Origin of the sequence: Pseudomonas sp. PDM18, assembly GCF_014852585.1 — a bacterium.
GTDB lineage: Bacteria > Pseudomonadota > Gammaproteobacteria > Pseudomonadales > Pseudomonadaceae > Pseudomonas.
The window spans coordinates 19,188-35,210 of the sequence record NZ_JACVBX010000024.1 but is presented as its reverse complement, the minus strand read 5'-3'; the positions used below and the strand labels follow the sequence as shown (position 1 = coordinate 35,210).

At 62.9% G+C, this 16,023-nt stretch carries 17 protein-coding genes and 3 tRNA genes; 11 read left to right on the top strand and 9 right to left on the bottom strand.

What is annotated here, in order from left to right; genetic code table 11:
* Nucleotides 1-254: 254 nt before the first annotated feature.
* From IB274_RS29015 to hemA, 6 genes are all read right to left on the bottom strand, one after another.
* The gene (locus tag IB274_RS29015; RefSeq protein ID WP_192436224.1) at nucleotides 255-776 is read right to left on the bottom strand and encodes an acyloxyacyl hydrolase; all 522 of its coding nucleotides are present in this window, start codon (nucleotides 774-776) and stop codon (nucleotides 255-257) included.
* 116 nt (nucleotides 777-892) lie between these two features.
* Nucleotides 893-1,687 carry a glutamate racemase gene (gene murI, locus IB274_RS29010; protein WP_192436223.1) on the bottom strand — a complete coding sequence of 265 codons (795 nt, stop codon included), beginning with the start codon at nucleotides 1,685-1,687 and terminating at the stop codon, nucleotides 893-895.
* Nucleotides 1,680-2,435 carry a molybdopterin-synthase adenylyltransferase MoeB gene (locus IB274_RS29005; RefSeq protein WP_192436222.1) on the bottom strand — a complete coding sequence of 252 codons (756 nt, stop codon included), beginning with the start codon at nucleotides 2,433-2,435 and terminating at the stop codon, nucleotides 1,680-1,682. Before IB274_RS29005 ends, murI begins: the two co-directional genes overlap by 8 nt.
* Nucleotides 2,429-3,259: a peptide chain release factor N(5)-glutamine methyltransferase gene (gene prmC / locus IB274_RS29000; protein ID WP_192436221.1), complete on the bottom strand. Its 831-nt coding sequence runs from the start codon at nucleotides 3,257-3,259 to the stop codon at nucleotides 2,429-2,431. The genes IB274_RS29005 and prmC overlap by 7 nt, the downstream gene beginning before the upstream one ends.
* A 14-nt stretch (nucleotides 3,260-3,273) precedes the next feature.
* The gene (gene prfA / locus IB274_RS28995; RefSeq protein WP_192436220.1) at nucleotides 3,274-4,356 is read right to left on the bottom strand and encodes a peptide chain release factor 1; all 1,083 of its coding nucleotides are present in this window, start codon (nucleotides 4,354-4,356) and stop codon (nucleotides 3,274-3,276) included.
* Nucleotides 4,353-5,621, bottom strand: a complete 1,269-nt coding sequence (gene hemA, locus IB274_RS28990; RefSeq protein WP_192436219.1) for a glutamyl-tRNA reductase — start codon at nucleotides 5,619-5,621, stop codon at nucleotides 4,353-4,355. The genes prfA and hemA overlap by 4 nt, the downstream gene beginning before the upstream one ends.
* Before the next feature lie 145 nt (nucleotides 5,622-5,766).
* On the opposite strand from hemA, the gene IB274_RS28985 reads away from it, so the two are divergent.
* The 11 genes from IB274_RS28985 (at nucleotide 5,767) to IB274_RS28935 (ending at nucleotide 14,338) form a co-directional block, all read left to right on the top strand.
* The gene (locus IB274_RS28985; RefSeq protein ID WP_192436218.1) at nucleotides 5,767-7,533 is read left to right on the top strand and encodes a tetratricopeptide repeat protein; all 1,767 of its coding nucleotides are present in this window, start codon (nucleotides 5,767-5,769) and stop codon (nucleotides 7,531-7,533) included.
* Between the two features lie 3 nt (nucleotides 7,534-7,536).
* Entirely contained in the window at nucleotides 7,537-8,181 is a 645-nt protein-coding gene (lolB, locus tag IB274_RS28980) for a lipoprotein insertase outer membrane protein LolB (RefSeq protein WP_192436217.1), read from the top strand.
* Between the two features lies 1 nt (nucleotide 8,182).
* On the top strand, nucleotides 8,183-9,031 hold the full coding sequence (ispE, locus tag IB274_RS28975) for a 4-(cytidine 5'-diphospho)-2-C-methyl-D-erythritol kinase (protein WP_192436216.1): 849 nt from the start codon (nucleotides 8,183-8,185) through the stop codon (nucleotides 9,029-9,031).
* A 31-nt stretch (nucleotides 9,032-9,062) separates the two neighbouring features.
* Nucleotides 9,063-9,137, top strand: a tRNA-Gln gene (locus tag IB274_RS28970).
* 62 nt (nucleotides 9,138-9,199) lie between these two features.
* A tRNA-Gln gene (locus IB274_RS28965) sits at nucleotides 9,200-9,274 on the top strand.
* A gap of 52 nt (nucleotides 9,275-9,326) precedes the next feature.
* Nucleotides 9,327-10,268, top strand: coding sequence for a ribose-phosphate pyrophosphokinase (locus tag IB274_RS28960; protein WP_015478849.1), 942 nt, complete (start codon nucleotides 9,327-9,329; stop codon nucleotides 10,266-10,268).
* A gap of 112 nt (nucleotides 10,269-10,380) precedes the next feature.
* Entirely contained in the window at nucleotides 10,381-10,995 is a 615-nt protein-coding gene (locus IB274_RS28955) for a 50S ribosomal protein L25/general stress protein Ctc (protein WP_192436215.1), read from the top strand.
* A 38-nt stretch (nucleotides 10,996-11,033) separates the two neighbouring features.
* The gene (gene pth, locus IB274_RS28950) at nucleotides 11,034-11,618 is read left to right on the top strand and encodes an aminoacyl-tRNA hydrolase (RefSeq protein WP_081516404.1); all 585 of its coding nucleotides are present in this window, start codon (nucleotides 11,034-11,036) and stop codon (nucleotides 11,616-11,618) included.
* A 40-nt stretch (nucleotides 11,619-11,658) separates the two neighbouring features.
* On the top strand, nucleotides 11,659-12,759 hold the full coding sequence (ychF, locus tag IB274_RS28945) for a redox-regulated ATPase YchF (protein WP_192223855.1): 1,101 nt from the start codon (nucleotides 11,659-11,661) through the stop codon (nucleotides 12,757-12,759).
* Between the two features lie 176 nt (nucleotides 12,760-12,935).
* A tRNA-Met gene (locus IB274_RS28940) sits at nucleotides 12,936-13,012 on the top strand.
* A 175-nt stretch (nucleotides 13,013-13,187) separates the two neighbouring features.
* A protein-coding gene (locus IB274_RS28935) for an IS3 family transposase (RefSeq protein WP_192436214.1) occupies nucleotides 13,188-14,338 on the top strand; the annotation gives its coding sequence in 2 pieces (ribosomal slippage) (nucleotides 13,188-13,425 and nucleotides 13,425-14,338; 1,152 coding nt in all).
* Nucleotides 14,339-14,494: 156 nt separating this feature from the next.
* Here IB274_RS28935 and IB274_RS28930 read toward each other — a convergent pair.
* The 3 genes from IB274_RS28930 to IB274_RS28920 form a co-directional block, all read right to left on the bottom strand.
* Complete coding sequence (locus IB274_RS28930; RefSeq protein WP_192436213.1) at nucleotides 14,495-15,196, bottom strand: SOS response-associated peptidase; 702 nt, start codon at nucleotides 15,194-15,196, stop codon at nucleotides 14,495-14,497.
* A gap of 61 nt (nucleotides 15,197-15,257) precedes the next feature.
* Nucleotides 15,258-15,602, bottom strand: a complete 345-nt coding sequence (locus tag IB274_RS28925; RefSeq protein WP_192436212.1) for a hypothetical protein — start codon at nucleotides 15,600-15,602, stop codon at nucleotides 15,258-15,260.
* Nucleotides 15,599-16,012, bottom strand: coding sequence for a hypothetical protein (locus IB274_RS28920; protein WP_192436211.1), 414 nt, complete (start codon nucleotides 16,010-16,012; stop codon nucleotides 15,599-15,601). Before IB274_RS28920 ends, IB274_RS28925 begins: the two co-directional genes overlap by 4 nt.
* Nucleotides 16,013-16,023 lie beyond the last annotated feature (11 nt).

The window sequence follows — 16,023 nt, the reverse complement described above, 5'->3', positions numbered from 1 at the left end:
GGCGGGAGGCAGCTTGGGCTCCTACTCGTGCGACCAACACCGCGGACCTGCAGCTTGCCTCCCGTCGCTCTCACCTTCGAGCTTATCGAGCTTTGCAGACACAAGCGGACTCCGTCCGCGATGTGTCTCCGGCCAGCTCGGAGGGGCTGGAAACGATCGCGGACGAAGTCCGCTACGCTCGCTGACGTCTCTCAACTCTTTATGCCACGCACAAAAAAGCCGGGCGCAAGGCCCGGCTTCTTGTCAGCGCTCTGTTACAGCGGATGCGTGTAATAGAGGCTGTAGGATTCGATACCGTCGTTCGGCTGGCTGATGCCGGCATTGGAGTAGTGGGTCGCGCGCACACCCAGCGCCTGGCCTTCGCCGAAACGCAGGCCAGCGCCGATGCGATCTTCAAAGTTGAACGCACCGCCCAAGTTCTGGTCGCCCACGCGCGAGCCACTGAACACGGCCACGCCGATACCGGCTTCGACGAAGGGCTTAACCGTCTCGCCAGAGAATTCGTAGACGAACACCGGGCTGAAGGACAGCGAATGACGGCCGCTGGCCTCGTCACCACCTTCCCAGTAGGTGTAACCGGCGTCCCAATAGCCGGTCAGGCGCCCAGTGGAACTTTCCCACCAGCTCTTGTCCCAGTCAAAGCCCAGGCCCAGGCGGTAAGTCATGGTGTTCTGCCCGGTGAAGCCCACAGCGCCAGTCAGGCCGGCTGCCTGAGCGGTGAACATGTGTCCAAGGGACAGGGCTGCCACGGCGGCAAGCGAGAGCAGTTTCTTCATCGAAACGTCCTTTATTAGAAAGCTGAATGAAAAATCCCCGCGAATAGCTGGCAATTATAAGGCCATTTGTCAGCATTCGCTGACAGACCAAAGTCCATAGCTAGCTATTTTTTCGATCAGCCAGGGAAATGACCGACGATCTCGTCAGATCCCCAAAGCGCCGGAAGTACGCGTTCAAGGGCTTCGACTGCGCCACTGGTCCAGAGCTCAATTTTTTTTCCCGAGGCCTCGGCCAGTAACTCACGCGATTGCAACAGTCGCTCAAGCTGGCGGGCCACGGCGGCCCCGGTGTCGATCAGAGAGACGTCCGCCGGCAGAAGTTCTCGCAGAAGCGGACGCAGGAAAGGGTAATGCGTGCAGCCGAGAATCAGCGTGTCGCAGCCCTCGGCCAACAATGGCGCGACGTAACCTTTCAGCAATTCACGGGTCTGCGGGCCGCCAAGGTCGCCCAGTTCGATGCGCTCCACCAGGCCTGGGCAGGGCTGGGTGATGACGCGCACGTCGCTGGCGAAGCGATCCAGTAGTGCAGCGAAGCGGGCGCTCTTCAGGGTGCCGGTGGTGGCGAGCACACCGACCACGCCGCTGCGGGTCGCTTCGGCCGCCGGCTTCACGGCCGGCTCCATGGCGACGATGGGCAACTGCGGATACAGCTCGCGCAGGTCCGCCGCGGCTGCGGCCGTGGCCGTGTTACAGGCCAGCACCAGCGCCTTGGCGCCACGGGACAAGAGGAATTCGGCGATGGCGCGGCAGCGCGCGCGGATGTACTCGGGAGTCTTCTCGCCGTAGGGCACGTGGCCGCAGTCGGCGAGGTAGATCAGGGATTCGTGGGGAAGCCGCGCCCGGATTTCGTGAAGGACGCTGAGGCCGCCCACACCGGAATCGAACACGCCGATCGGCGCGGCATCAGCCATGCGCGGCTCCGCACACGGCACACAGCGGATCGCGCTTGACCCGCAGTTCGCGGAAGCGCGTGCCGAGGGCATCGATCAGCAGCAAGCGACCTACCAGCGGCTCGCCGAAGCCGGCCAGCAGCTTCAATGCTTCAAGCGCCTGCAGGCTGCCCACCAGCCCCACCAGCGGGCCGACCACGCCGGCCTCGCTACAGGTCAGTTCGGCTTCGCTGCCATGGCCATAGAGGCAGTGGTAGCACGGGCTTTCGTCGCGGCGAGGGTCGAACACCGAGAGCTGCCCTTCCAGGCGAATGGCCGCGCCACTCACCAGCGGTTTCTTCGCCGCGACGCAGGCAGCGTTCACCGCTTCGCGGGTGCCGAAGTTGTCGCAACAGTCGAGCACCAAGTCGACGCCCGCCACGGCGGCGTCGAGGGAGTCAGCGTCCAGCGCCTGGCGATGGGCGATCAGCTTCACGTCCGGATTCAGCGCAGTCAGGCGGGCGATGGCAGAGTCCACCTTGCTCACGCCGACGCTGTCGGTGCCGTGGATGATCTGCCGCTGCAGGTTGGTCAGGTCGACGGTGTCGAAGTCCGCCAGGTGCAGCTCGCCGACACCGGCCGCAGCCAGGTACAGCGCCACAGGGGCGCCGAGGCCGCCGAGGCCGACGATCAGCACGCGGCTGTCCTTCAGGCGCAGCTGGCCGTCCACGTCGATCTGCGGCAGGAGGATCTGCCGGCTGTAACGCAGCAGTTCGTTGTCGGTCAGCATGTCCAGCGCCCCAGGCTGATGCGCTCGTGGCCGCCGAGATCGCGACGGCTTTCCACGGCGCTGAAGCCACGGCTGAGCAGCAGGTCGCGCACCGCATCAGGCTGGTCGAAGCCATGTTCGAGCATCAGCCAACCGCCACTTTCCAAGTGGTTCGGCGCCTGGTCGATGATCAGGCGGATGTCGTCCAGACCGTCTTGCCCCGAGACCAGCGCGCTCGAAGGTTCAAAACGCACATCGCCCTGCCGGAGGTGAGGGTCGGTACTGGGAATGTAGGGCGGGTTGCTGACGATCAGTGAGAAGCGCTCGCCCTCTACCGCGGAGAACCAGTGGCTGGCGCGGAAGGCGACGTTAGCCAGACGCAGGCGTTCGCGGTTGCGCTCGGCCAGGGCCACGGCCTCGGGAATACGGTCAACGCCCAGCACCTGCCAGCTCAGGCGTTCGCAGGCCAGCGCGAGGGCGATGGCGCCAGTGCCGGTGCCCAGGTCGAGCACGCGCGACGGCGAGGCCGGCAGCAGCGCCAGCGCGGTCTCCACCAGTAGCTCAGTGTCCGGGCGCGGAATCAGGGTGTGCGGGGCGACTTCCAGGTCCAGGCTCCAGAAGCCCTGGCGACCGAGAATGTAGGCCACCGGCTCGCCAGCCACCCGGCGGGCCAGGTAGCGGTCATAGAGGTCGTGGGCCTCGCGGCTGACCACGCGCTCGGGCCAGGTTCGCAGGAAGCTGCGCGGTTTGCCCAACGCGGCGGCGAGCAGCAGCTCGGCATCCAGGCGCGCGCTGGGCGAGTCCGGCAGTTGCGCCTCGTTGAGCAGGGTCATGATGGTTGCCATGGTCTGTCGCTCACTCAGTCGCCGAGCGCGGCCAACTGGTCGGCCTGGAACTCTTGCAGCAGCGGCTCGATGACCTGCTCCACCGCGCCTTCCATGACTTCACCCAGTGAATACAGGGTGAGGTTGATGCGGTGGTCGGTCACCCGGCCCTGGGGGAAATTGTAGGTGCGGATGCGCTCGGAGCGGTCCCCTGAACCGACCAGCAGCTTGCGCGTGCTGGCAATCGCCTGCTGGGCCGCGGACTGCTGCTGGTCGTTGAGCTTGGCCGCCAGCCAGGCCATGGCCTTGGCGCGGTTCTTGTGCTGCGAGCGCTCTTCCTGGCACTCGACCACGATACCCGACGGGATGTGCGTGATGCGCACCGCCGAGTCGGTCTTGTTCACGTGCTGGCCGCCGGCGCCGGAGGAGCGGTAGGTGTCCACGCGCAGGTCGGCCGGATTGATCTCGATGGCAGCTTGCTCGTCCGGCTCTGGCAGCACCGCCACGGTGCACGCCGAGGTGTGGATGCGGCCCTGGGATTCAGTGGCTGGCACACGCTGCACGCGGTGGGCGCCGGATTCGAACTTGAGCTTGGCGTAGACGCTCTCGCCCTCGACGCGGGCGATCACTTCTTTATAACCGCCGTGCTCGCCCTCGCTCTCCGACATGACTTCCACGCGCCAGCCTTGTTTCTCGGCGTAGCGCGAGTACATGCGGAACAGGTCGCCGGAGAAGATCGCGGCTTCGTCGCCGCCAGTGCCGGCGCGGATTTCCAGGAAGACGTTGCGGCCGTCGTTGGGGTCCTTGGGCAGCAGCATGCGCTGCAGGCGATCTTCCAGGCCGACCAGCGCAGCTTTGGCCTCGGCGACTTCCTCCTCGGCCATCTCACGCAGGTCCGGATCGCTGTCCTTGAGCAGCGCCTGAGCGCCTTCGAGGTCGGACTGCACCTTGCGGAACTCGCGAAAGGCGAGGATGACCGGCTCCACTTCCGCGTATTCACGGGAGTAGGCGCGGAACTTGGTCTGGTCGCTGATCACCTCGGCGTCGCCCAGCAGAGCGGTGAGCTCTTCGTAGCGGTCGCTGAGGATATCCAGCTTTTTCAGGAGGGAAGCTTTCATCGCTTGTCAGTGCCCTCCTCGAGGGCGAACAGTTCCTGCGCGACGGCCAGCGCATCGATGCGGCCCTCGGCGGAGAGTTTTTTCATCTGTACGCTGGGGGCGTGCAGCAATTTGTTGGTCAGGCCACGGCTGAGCTGGGCGATGACTTCCATCGGGTCGGCGCCGTTGGCCAGCAGGCGCTGGGCCTTCTGGGTTTCCTCGTCACGCAGGCGCTCGGCCTGCTGGCGATAGGCACGCAGCACGTCGACCGCGGCCAGCTCGCGCAGGCGCAGCATGAACTCGTGCACGCCGTCGCCCACCAGCTCCTCGGCGGCCTGGGCGGCGCCCTGGCGGCTTTTGAGGTTCTCGGCGACCACTTCGTGGAGATCGTCGACGCTATAGAGGTAGACGTCTTCCAGCTCGCCGACTTCCGGCTCGATGTCGCGCGGCACCGCAATGTCGACCATGAACATTGGCTTGTGCCGGCGCTGCTTCAGCGCGCGCTCGACCGCGCCCTTGCCCAGGATCGGCAACTGGCTGGCGGTGGAACTGATGACGATGTCGCTGTTGACCAGTTCGTCCGGCATGTCCGCCAGCAGGATGGCGCGGGCGCCGAACTGTTCGGCCAGCAGGCTGGCGCGCTCCAGGGTGCGGTTGGCGACCACGATGCGCTTCACGCCCTGCTCGTGCAGGTGGCGGGCGACCAGGGTGATGGTCTCGCCGGCGCCGATCAGTAACGCCTGGCTACGGCTCAGGTCGCTGAAGATCTGCCGGGCCAGACTGACCGCGGCGAACGCCACGGACACCGGGTTCTCGCCGATGGCGGTATCGGTGCGCACAGTCTTGGCGGTGCTGAAGGTAGCCTGGAACAGACGCCCGAGCATCGGCCCGACGGTGCCGGCCTCGCGGGCCACGGCGTAGGCGGATTTCATCTGGCCGAGGATCTGCGGCTCGCCCAGAACCATGGAATCCAGGCCCGCGGCGACGCGCATCATGTGGCGCACGGCCTCCTCGTCCTGATGGACGTAGGCGCAGGCGCGCAGGTCGTCGATTCCCAGATTGTGGTAATCGGCAAGCCAGACCAGCACGTCGCCGGCGTCCGGATGCTCGATTTCCAGATAGAGTTCGCTGCGGTTGCAGGTGGAGAGGATCGCGGCTTCACGGCTGGAAGTCAGCCTGCAGAGCAGTTGCAGGGCCTCGACCATCTGCTCGGGAGTAAAAGCCACGCGCTCGCGGACGGCCACGGACGCGGTCTTGTGGTTGATGCCGAGAGCAATGAAGGCCATGCAGAATCGCTGAGCTGATCGGAAAGCCCGCAATTGTCCTACTTAGCCTTGTGAAGGACAACCACCCGCGACGTATCGCACACTGCAAATCGTATACAGGCCCGTCAGCGGCGCTTGCCCATGGGATTGGCACTTTCCTTATGTCATGATGGTCCCATTTCGCAGGTCAGGCCCTCGTCCTTCCTCTATGAACAAGTCTCTTGCGCTGCTGACTGCTCTGCTGCTGCTCGGCGGCTGCCAGTCTCTTACACAGAAAAACACCGACAGTGCTTCCACCGAGAAGGACAAGGCTGCGGCTGCGCAGAAGGACCAGAAATACGGCTCCTTCAGCGAAGACACGATGTTCTCGCTGCTCACCGCCGAGCTCGCCGGCCAGCGCAACCGTTTCGATATCGCCCTCGCCAACTATGTCGAGCAGGCCAAGGAAACCCGTGATCCGGGAGTCGCCGAGCGCGCCTTCCGCATCGCCGAGTATCTGGGCGCCGACCAGGAAGCCCTGGACACCTCGCTGATCTGGGCCAAAGCCGCGCCGGACAATCTCGACGCCCAGCGCGCCGCCGCCATCCAACTGGCGCGCACCGGCCAATACGACGAATCCATGGTCTACATGGAAAAAGTCCTCAACGGCCAGGGCGACACCCACTTCGACTTCCTCGCGCTGTCCGCCGCCGAGACCGACCCGGATACCCGCGCCGGCCTGCTGCAGAGTTTCGACCGCCTGCTGAAGAAGTACCCCGACAACGGCCAGCTGCTGTTCGGCAAGGCCCTGCTACTACAGCAGGACGGTCGTCCGCAGGAAGCCCTGCACCTGCTCGAAGACAACTCCGCCAGCAAGCACGACGTCGCCCCGCTGCTGCTGCGCGCCCGCCTGCTGCAAAGCATGAAGCGCAGCGACGAAGCGCTGCCGCTGCTCAAGGCTGGCATCAAGGAACATCCGGACGACAAGCGCGTCCACCTCGCCTACGCCCGTCTGCTGGTGGAACAGAACCGCCTGGAAGACGCCAAGGCCGAGTTCTCCGCGCTGGTCGAGCAATTTCCCGATGACGACGACCTGCGCTTCTCCCTCGCGCTGGTCTGCCTCGAAGCCCAGGCATGGGACGAGGCCAAGGTCTACCTGCAGGAGCTGGTCGAGCGCGACAGCCACGTCGACTCCGCCCACTTCAACCTGGGCCGCCTGGCCGAGGAGCAGAAGGACCCGGAAACCGCACTCAAGGAATACGCGCTGGTCGGCCCGGGCAACGACTTCCTCCCGGCCCAGCTGCGCGCCACCGAGATACTGCTGGACCAGAAGCGCTATGACGATGCCTCGCGCCGCCTGGCCGAGACTCGCGACCGCCAGCCTGACTACGCCATCCAGCTGTACCTGATCGAAGCCGAAGGCCTGTCCAACCGCGACCAGGTGGACCGCGCCTGGAGTGTTATCCAGCAAGGCCTCAAGCAGTTCCCGGACGACCTCAACCTGCTCTATACCCGCTCCATGCTCGCCGAGAAACGCAACGACCTGGCGCAGATGGAGCAGGACCTGCGGCTGATCATCCAGCGCGAGCCGGACAACGCCATGGCGCTCAACGCGCTGGGCTACACCCTGGCCGACCGCACCACCCGCTACAGCGAAGCCCGCGACCTGATCCAGAAGGCCCACTCGCTGAACCCGGACGACCCCGCGATCCTCGACAGCCTGGGCTGGGTGAATTACCGCCTCGGCAACCTCAGCGAAGCGGAAACTTACCTGCGCAAAGCGCTGGAACGCTTCCCCGACCACGAAGTGGCCGCGCACCTGGGCGAAGTGCTCTGGGCCCAGGGCAAGCAGAGCGAAGCCCGCAAGGTATGGGCCACCGCCCTGCAAAGCCAGCCTGACAGCGCCGTCCTGCGCGACACCATGTTGCGCCTGACCGGCTCCGGAACCCACTGATTCATGCGTTTACGTCACCTGATCGGCGCCGCCGCACTTGCCTTGCTCGCCGGCTGCTCCAGCTTCGGCACCCACGAAGCCCTGGAAGGCCAGGGCAACGCCACCGCCTGGAACGCTCACAAAGCCCGCATCGCCACCCTCGACGGCTGGCAGATCGATGGCAAGGTCGGCATTCGCGCGCCCAAGGACTCCGGCAGCGGCACCCTGTTCTGGCTGCAACGCCAGGACTACTACGACATCCGCCTGTCCGGCCCACTCGGCCGCGGCGCCGCGCGCCTGACCGGACGTGAAGGCGCGGTGACCCTCGAAGTCGCAGGACAAGGCCGCTATGAGGCCGCCTCCCCCGAAGAACTGCTGGAACAGCAGATGGGTTGGCGCCTGCCGGTTTCCCACTTGCTCTGGTGGATTCGCGGCCTGCCCGCGCCGGACAGCAAGAGCCGTCTGACCCTGGACGGCAACAGCCGCCTGGCCAAACTGCAGCAGGATGGCTGGGACGTGGAATACACCCGCTACAGCGAGCAGAACGGCTACTGGCTGCCCGAACGCCTGAAGCTGCACGGCCAGGATCTCGACGTCACCCTGGTGGTAAAGACCTGGCAGCCGCGTCAATTGGGCGCAGGCCAGTCGAACCCGGCGGACCCGCAGTAACATGCAGGACCGCCTGACCCTGCCGGCACCGGCCAAGCTCAACCTGTTCCTGCACATCACCGGCCGCCGCGCCGATGGCTACCACGAACTGCAGACCCTGTTTCAGTTTCTTGACCACGGCGACGAACTGCAATTCGCCGTGCGCGAGGACGGCGAAATCCACCTGAACACCGAGATCAAGGGCGTTCCCCACGACAGCAACCTGATCGTCAAGGCCGCTCGCAGGCTGCAAGAGCAATCGGGCTGCCAACTGGGCGCCGACATCTGGCTGGACAAGCGCCTGCCCATGGGCGGCGGCATCGGGGGCGGCAGCTCCGATGCAGCAACCACCCTACTCGCACTTAATTATCTGTGGCAGCTGGATTGGGACGAAGATCGCCTCGCCTCGCTAGGTCTGAGCCTGGGCGCAGACGTCCCGGTGTTCGTGCGCGGCCGCGCGGCGTTCGCCGAGGGCGTCGGCGAGCAGCTCACTCCGGTGGAACTCGACGAACCCTGGTTCCTCGTCGTCGTGCCGCAAGTCTTTGTCTCCACAGCAGAAGTTTTCTCCGATCCCGAGTTGACACGGGATACTCCGCCCATTAAAGTTCGCAGCCTTCTCGGGGTGGACGGTCATAACGACTGCCAGCCGGTCGTCGAGAAGCGTTACCCGGATGTACGTAACGCACTGATCCAGCTAGGTAAATTTACCCAAGCGAGATTGACCGGCACCGGAGCTTGTGTGTTTGGGAGCTTCCCAAACAAGGGCGATGCTGATAAAGTTCGCCGCCAACTTCCGGCCACTCTGCCGAGTTTTGTTGCCCAAGGCCGTAACATCTCGATGTTGCACCGAAAGCTGCAAAGCCTGGCCTGAGAAGAAAGCAATGTAATCGGTTATACGATACAGGGGCGTCGCCAAGCGGTAAGGCAGCAGGTTTTGATCCTGCCATGCGTTGGTTCGAATCCAGCCGCCCCTGCCATTAACCCACAGGGTTACACGTACAGCGTCAACGAACACATTGCTCCGCAAGTTGTAAGCTACAGGGGCGTCGCCAAGCGGTAAGGCAGCAGGTTTTGATCCTGCCATGCGTTGGTTCGAATCCAGCCGCCCCTGCCATTTTCTTCTGGCTCAACCGGGCCTACCCTCAAGCCGACACAGGTACCGCAGCGTGTCCAAAATGATGGTTTTCACGGGGAACGCCAACCCCGATCTGGCACGCCGTGTCGTACGGCAGCTGCACATCCCCCTCGGTGACGTTTCTGTCGGTAAATTCTCCGACGGCGAGATCAGCGTTGAAATCAATGAAAACGTTCGTGGTAAGGACGTCTTCCTGATTCAACCGACCTGCGCACCGACCAACGACAACCTGATGGAACTGGTAGTGATGGCCGATGCCTTCCGCCGCTCCTCAGCGACTCGTATCACGGCAGTCATCCCCTACTTCGGTTACGCCCGCCAGGATCGCCGTCCGCGTTCCGCCCGTGTGGCCATCAGCGCCAAAGTCGTTGCCGACATGCTGACCGTCGTAGGCGTCAACCGCGTTCTCACCGTTGACCTGCACGCCGACCAGATCCAGGGCTTCTTCGATATCCCCGTCGACAACATCTACGGCTCGCCCGTGCTGGTCGACGACATCGAAGACCAGCGCTTCGAGAACCTGATGATCGTCTCCCCGGACATCGGTGGTGTGGTGCGTGCTCGCGCCGTCGCCAAGTCCCTGGGCGTCGACCTGGCCATCATCGACAAGCGTCGTCCGAAGGCCAACCAGTCCGAAGTCATGCACATCATCGGTGATGTCGAAGGCCGTACCTGCGTACTGGTCGACGACATGGTCGATACCGCTGGCACCCTCGGCCACGCCGCCAAGGCTCTGAAAGAGCACGGCGCCGCCAAGGTCATCGCCTACTGCACCCACCCGGTGCTGTCCGGCCGCGCCATCGAGAACATCGAGAATTCCGTACTGGACGAGCTGGTGGTGACCAACACCATCCCGCTGTCCGCTGCCGCACAAGCCTGTGGCCGTATCCGCCAACTGGACATCGCGCCGGTTGTCGCTGAAGCCATGCGCCGCATCAGCAATGAAGAATCGATCAGCGCCATGTTCCGCTAAGGCGGAACAGCGCTGACGTAAAGCGCCCCGTCACGTCGATGGGGCATTAGCAAAATCGCCCGAACGCTGGTCGCAAGCGTCCGGGCGATCTTGTCATTTTGGAGAGTGTGAAATGGTTGATTTTGTACTGAATGCACAAGAGCGTTCCGACCTGGGGAAAGGTGCGAGCCGCCGCCTGCGTCGTAACGAAGGCCTGATCCCGGCTGTGGTCTACGGTGGTGAGAAAGCCCCGCAATCCCTGACCCTGGAACTGCGTGAAGTTTCCAAGCTGCTCGAAAACGAGGCTGCCTTCAGCCACGTGATCACCCTGAACGTCGGTTCCGCCAAGGAAACCGTACTGATCAAGGCCCTGCAGCGTCACCCGTCCAAGGGTTTTGTCATGCACGCTGACTTCCAGCGCGTCGTTGCCGGCCAGAAACTGACCGCCCACGTACCGCTGCACTTCATCAACGAAGCCACTGCTGTTGGCGTCAAGGTTGGTGGCGGCGAGATCTCCCACGTGATCTCCGAAGTCGAAGTTTCGTGCCTGCCGGCCAACCTGCCGGAGTTCATCGAAGTCGACCTGGCCAAAGTAGAACTGGGTCAGATCGTTCACCTGTCCGACCTGAAACTGCCGAAAGGCGTAGAGCTGGTGCAACTGGCCCACGGTAACGACCTGGCCGTCGCCAACATCCACGCTTCCCGCGTAGTGAAAGAAGAAGGTGAAGGCGAAGCTGCTGCCGAGTAATCGCGCGCACCATTGCCTTTAAGGAAGGGGCCCCCGTCGTGACTGCCGTACAACTGATCGTTGGCCTGGGAAATCCAGGCCCCGAATACGACCAGACCCGGCATAACGCGGGGGCCCTTTTCGTTGAGCGGCTGGCGGACGCGCAACGCGCGAACCTGTCGCTGGACAAGAAGTACTTCGGCCTGGTCGGCAAATTCAGCCACAAGGGCCGCGACGTTCGTCTGCTCATCCCCACCACCTACATGAACCGTAGCGGCCAGGCCGTGGCGGCGCTCGCCGGATTCTTCCGTATTCCGGTCGAAGCCATCCTGGTGGCCCACGACGAACTCGACATGCCTCCCGGCGTCGCCAAGCTCAAGAAGGGCGGCGGACACGGCGGGCACAACGGGCTGCGCGACATCATCGCCCAACTCGGCAACCAGAACGGTTTCCATCGCCTGCGGCTTGGCATCGGCCATCCGGGGCACAGTAGCCTGGTCTCCGGTTTCGTCCTCGGCCGCGCCCCGCGCTCCGAGCAGGAACTGCTCGACACCAGCATCGACTCCGCCCTCGGCGTGCTGCCAGAAATGCTCGACGGGGACTGGACCCGCGCGATGCAGAAGCTGCACAGCCAGAAGGCCTGATCACACCTCTATTTCCGCCACCTGGCGCGAGGGACCTAGCATGGGATTCAATTGCGGCATCGTCGGCCTGCCCAACGTCGGCAAGTCCACCCTGTTCAACGCCCTGACCAAATCCGGCATCGCGGCGGAAAACTTCCCCTTCTGCACCATCGAGCCGAACAGCGGCATCGTACCGATGCCCGACGCCCGCCTCGATGCGCTGGCCGAGATCGTCAAGCCCGAGCGCGTAATCCCGACCACCATGGAATTCGTCGACATCGCCGGCCTGGTAGCGGGTGCCTCCAAGGGTGAAGGCCTGGGCAACAAGTTCCTCGCCAACATCCGCGAGACCGACGCCATCGCCCACGTCGTGCGCTGCTTCGAAGACGAGAACGTCATCCACGTCTCCAACAGCGTCGACCCCAAGCGCGACATCGAGATCATCGACCTCGAACTGATCTTCGCCGACCTCGACAGCTGCGAGAAGCAACTGCAGAAGGTCGCGCGCAACGCCAAGGGCGGCGACAAGGACGCCCTGGTGCAAAAAGCCCTGCTGGAAAAGCTCATCCCCCACTTCAGCGAAGGCAAACCCGCCCGCTCGCTGATGAAGAACATGGGCGATGACGAGAAGCGCCTCGTACGCAGCTTCCACCTGCTCACCAGCAAGCCGGTGATGTACATCGCCAACGTCGCCGAAGACGGCTTCGAGAACAACCCGCACCTGGATGTCGTGCGCGCCATCGCCGAAGAAGAAGGCGCCATGGTCGTACCGGTGTGCAACAAGATCGAAGCCGAGATCGCCGAACTGGATGATGGCGAAGAGAAGGACATGTTCCTCGAGTCCCTCGGCCTCGAAGAGCCCGGCCTGAACCGTGTGATCCGCGCCGGCTACGAGCTGCTGCACCTGCAGACCTACTTCACCGCCGGCGTGAAGGAAGTCCGCGCCTGGACCGTCCGCGTCGGCGCCACCGCCCCGCAGGCTGCCGCCGTGATCCACACCGACTTCGAAAAAGGCTTCATCCGCGCCGAAGTCGTCGCCTACGACGACTTCATCCAGTTCAAGGGCGAACAGGGCGCGAAAGAAGCCGGCAAATGGCGCTTGGAAGGCAAGGAATACATTGTCAAGGATGGCGACGTGATGCACTTCCGCTTCAACGTCTAACCCCCGCTAGACCCGAAAAAGCCCCGGCCACCCGCCGGGGCTTTTTTCATGGGCGCCCTAACCCGCCGCTCATCGCGAGAATCTCGCGCGACCGGCTAAACGATTGATAGATCAGAATAATATTCAAGAAAAGGGGTTGACACCCCTCCTCGATCTGCGGAAAATGCGCGCCACTCGGCTACATAGCTCAGTCGGTTAGAGCGCAGCATTCATAATGCTGATGTCCCAGGTTCAAGTCCCGGTGTAGCCACCATATAAAAGAAGGGGTTAGCGCAAGCTAACCCCTTTTTATTTTGCCTGCGTGACTACGAAGTGACTACAGGCTGTCCACTCCCTTCTCTTTCTCCTCCGATTCAGTTCCCATAGTGAATCGCCCCTAGTTTCGTAGACACCTCCAAGCCTCATAATGAGGCCCATCAGGAGGTGCCATGAGCAACCAGCGTTACCCCGAAGAATTCAAAATCGAAGCGGTCAGACAAGTTACCGACCGCGGCCTGCGCGTAGCGGATGTGGCGGAGCGTTTGGGTGTGTCGGTGCATAGCCTCTATGTCTGGATCAGGCGCTATAGCAAGCCCCAGGAACAGCGGCAGCAAGAAGGTGATCAGCAAGCCGAACTGCGTCGTTTGCGCGCCGAACTCAAGCGGGTGACCGAAGAGCGAGACATCCTAAAAAAGGCCGCCGCGTACTTTGCCAAGGAGTCCGGCTGAAGTACGCCTTCATCAGCAAGCTGTCGGTGGAGTACCCGGTTCGACGTCTCTGCCAGACCCTCAAGGTGCATCCCAGCGGTTACTACGCCTGGCTGGCCGAGCCGAAATCCGTACGCGCTAAGGAAGATCAGCGCCTGCTCGGATTGATCAAACATGCCTGGCTGGAAAGCGGTGGGGTCTACGGCTATCGCAAGATCCACGACGACCTGCGTGAGCTGGGAGAGTCCTGTGGCCGGCATCGCGTAGCCCGCCTGATGCGGGGGGAAGGGTTGCGCTCGCAGACCGGCTATCGTCGTCGGCCCGGCTACTACGGCGGCAAGCCCACGGTGGCTTCGCCCAACCGTCTGGAGCGGCAATTTACCGTCAGCGAGCCGAACAAGGTCTGGGTCACTGACATCACTTACATCCGCACTTATGAAGGCTGGTTGTACTTGGCGGTGGTGCTGGATCTGTTTTCGCGCCAGGTGATCGGCTGGTCGATGAAATCTCGGATGTGCAGCGACTTAGCTATCGATGCCTTATTGATGGCGGTTTGGCGACGCAAGCCCAAGCAGGAAGTGATGATCCACTCCGACCAGGGCAGCCAGTTCAGCAGCTCGGACTGGCAGAGTTTCCTCAAGGCTAACAACCTGATCAGCAGCATGAGCCGACGCGGTAACTGTCACGATAACGCCGTGGCAGAAAGCTTTTTCCAGTTGCTGAAGCGCGAACGCATCCGACGAAAAACCTATGCCACTCGCGAAGAAGCTCGCAGTGATGTGTTCGATTACATCGAGATGTTTTATAACCCCACACGCCGGCACAGCAGCGCTATGCAGCTATCGCCAGTGGAGTTTGAGAAACGCTATTTCCAGAGCTTGGAAAATGTCTAGGAAAGCCGGGGCGATTCATCAGGCAGTAGAGTGCTGGTATTCATAGTGCCGTCCTTGGATTTGAGTGGTTCTGACAAAGTAGCCATTGGTTTGCCATCACGCAAAGCAGCGACCTGAGTATTTGAAGCGGGCCGTCAAGAGTTCCGCCACCACCGTTCAGTGCAAGCGCGTGACGGCAGCGATCAGCTCAACCGAATCGTTCCGCACGTCATTAACCCCCAACGACACTCGATTCCCCACGAAGTCCTCACGCGAATAGAGAACCAAGTCGCCCAGCGCTTCACTGCACGTGGGAGCGGATAACCACTCCTCGAAGTTCTCCGGCGCCAGCACCACGGGCATGCGGTGGTGGATGACCTCAATGCTCAGAGCGGCGGATTTGGTCAGCAGCGCGCAGGACAGGACGGGCTCGCCGTTGGGATTTGTCCACAGGGACCAGAGGCCGGCGATGGCGATGATGGGGGCGGTGGGGCTGTGGATGAAATACGGCTGGTGCACCTGGCGGCCGGCAGGGTTGCGTAGGGTTTCCTTCTCGTTCCATTCGTACCAGCCCAGTGCAGGCATGAGGCAGCGGGTGCTACGCAGGGCTTGGCGCCAGAGGGGTTTGCCAGCGGCTTCCTCGCTGCGAGCATTGAACGAGAAGCGCGGCAGGGTGGACTCCTTCCACCAGCTGGGGATCAAGCCCCAGCGAGCAGGCAGCAGTTCGAGCTGGCCACGTTCGTCGTGGCGCAGTATGGGCACGGTCATGGTCGGGGCGACGTTGTAGCAGGCCTCCAGCCCGCGTGGCGGCGTGCGTGCGCCGATGTGCCAATAGCGTTCGATGGCGGCCTCTTCAGGGCTGACGTAGCGTCCGCACATGCCGGGGGACCTTTGGGAAAGTGGTGCCTTGAGCTTAGTTCGCCGGTGTGCCCGGCGAAGGTCATTGCGGCGAGCGGGACTGGCCGATCTGCCTGGCGGCGGTATCGATCAGGAACCAGAGCGACAGGGGCGCACCGAGGAACAAGAAGGGAATCATCAGGAACAGGCCGTGGCCAACCCAGGCGGTGATGTCCGCGCCACCGGCCAGGCAATCATGCAGATTCTTCGCCCCGCCCTGGCAGTTGGCGTAAGCGTATCCCCAAGAGCCCAATTGCCAGCCGATGCCGGTATAGACCGCAGGCAGGACAGCGAGCAGGTAGCGTACCGGCCAAGCCAGTTGCGATGCACGCCAGAACAGGAGAGCCGGAGGCACCACGAGCGCCAGGGCCAGTATCAGCAGCTTCACGCCCGTTCGGTTCCGCGATGCGCACCAACAGTGCAGGCAATACACGCCGCGAAATAGCTCAACAGGGCAATCAGTAGACTTTTTGCCCAGGCAAATACAGCCATTTTTCTGTCCAATTGGTCATTCAGCCCCTGGCTGCGAGACTCATTCGCCATACTGCTGGTCAACTCATAGATCTTTTCCTGAGCCTCGCAGCGGTATTCCTTGTAGATGCGCTTAATCTCGGTCGCATACTTCTGCCCCACTACCATCGCGGCGAAGTCGTCTCGCATGTGGTCGCGGATGGCGCTGTTTACTCCCGCCAAGAAGGCCGTCATGTAGTAAAGGCCAACGGCAATGAGAAGCTTCCGCCAGAAGGTTTGAAGAAGCGCAGGATCATCCTTGTCTACATGCGTTGAGGGATGGCGCACGCTAACACACA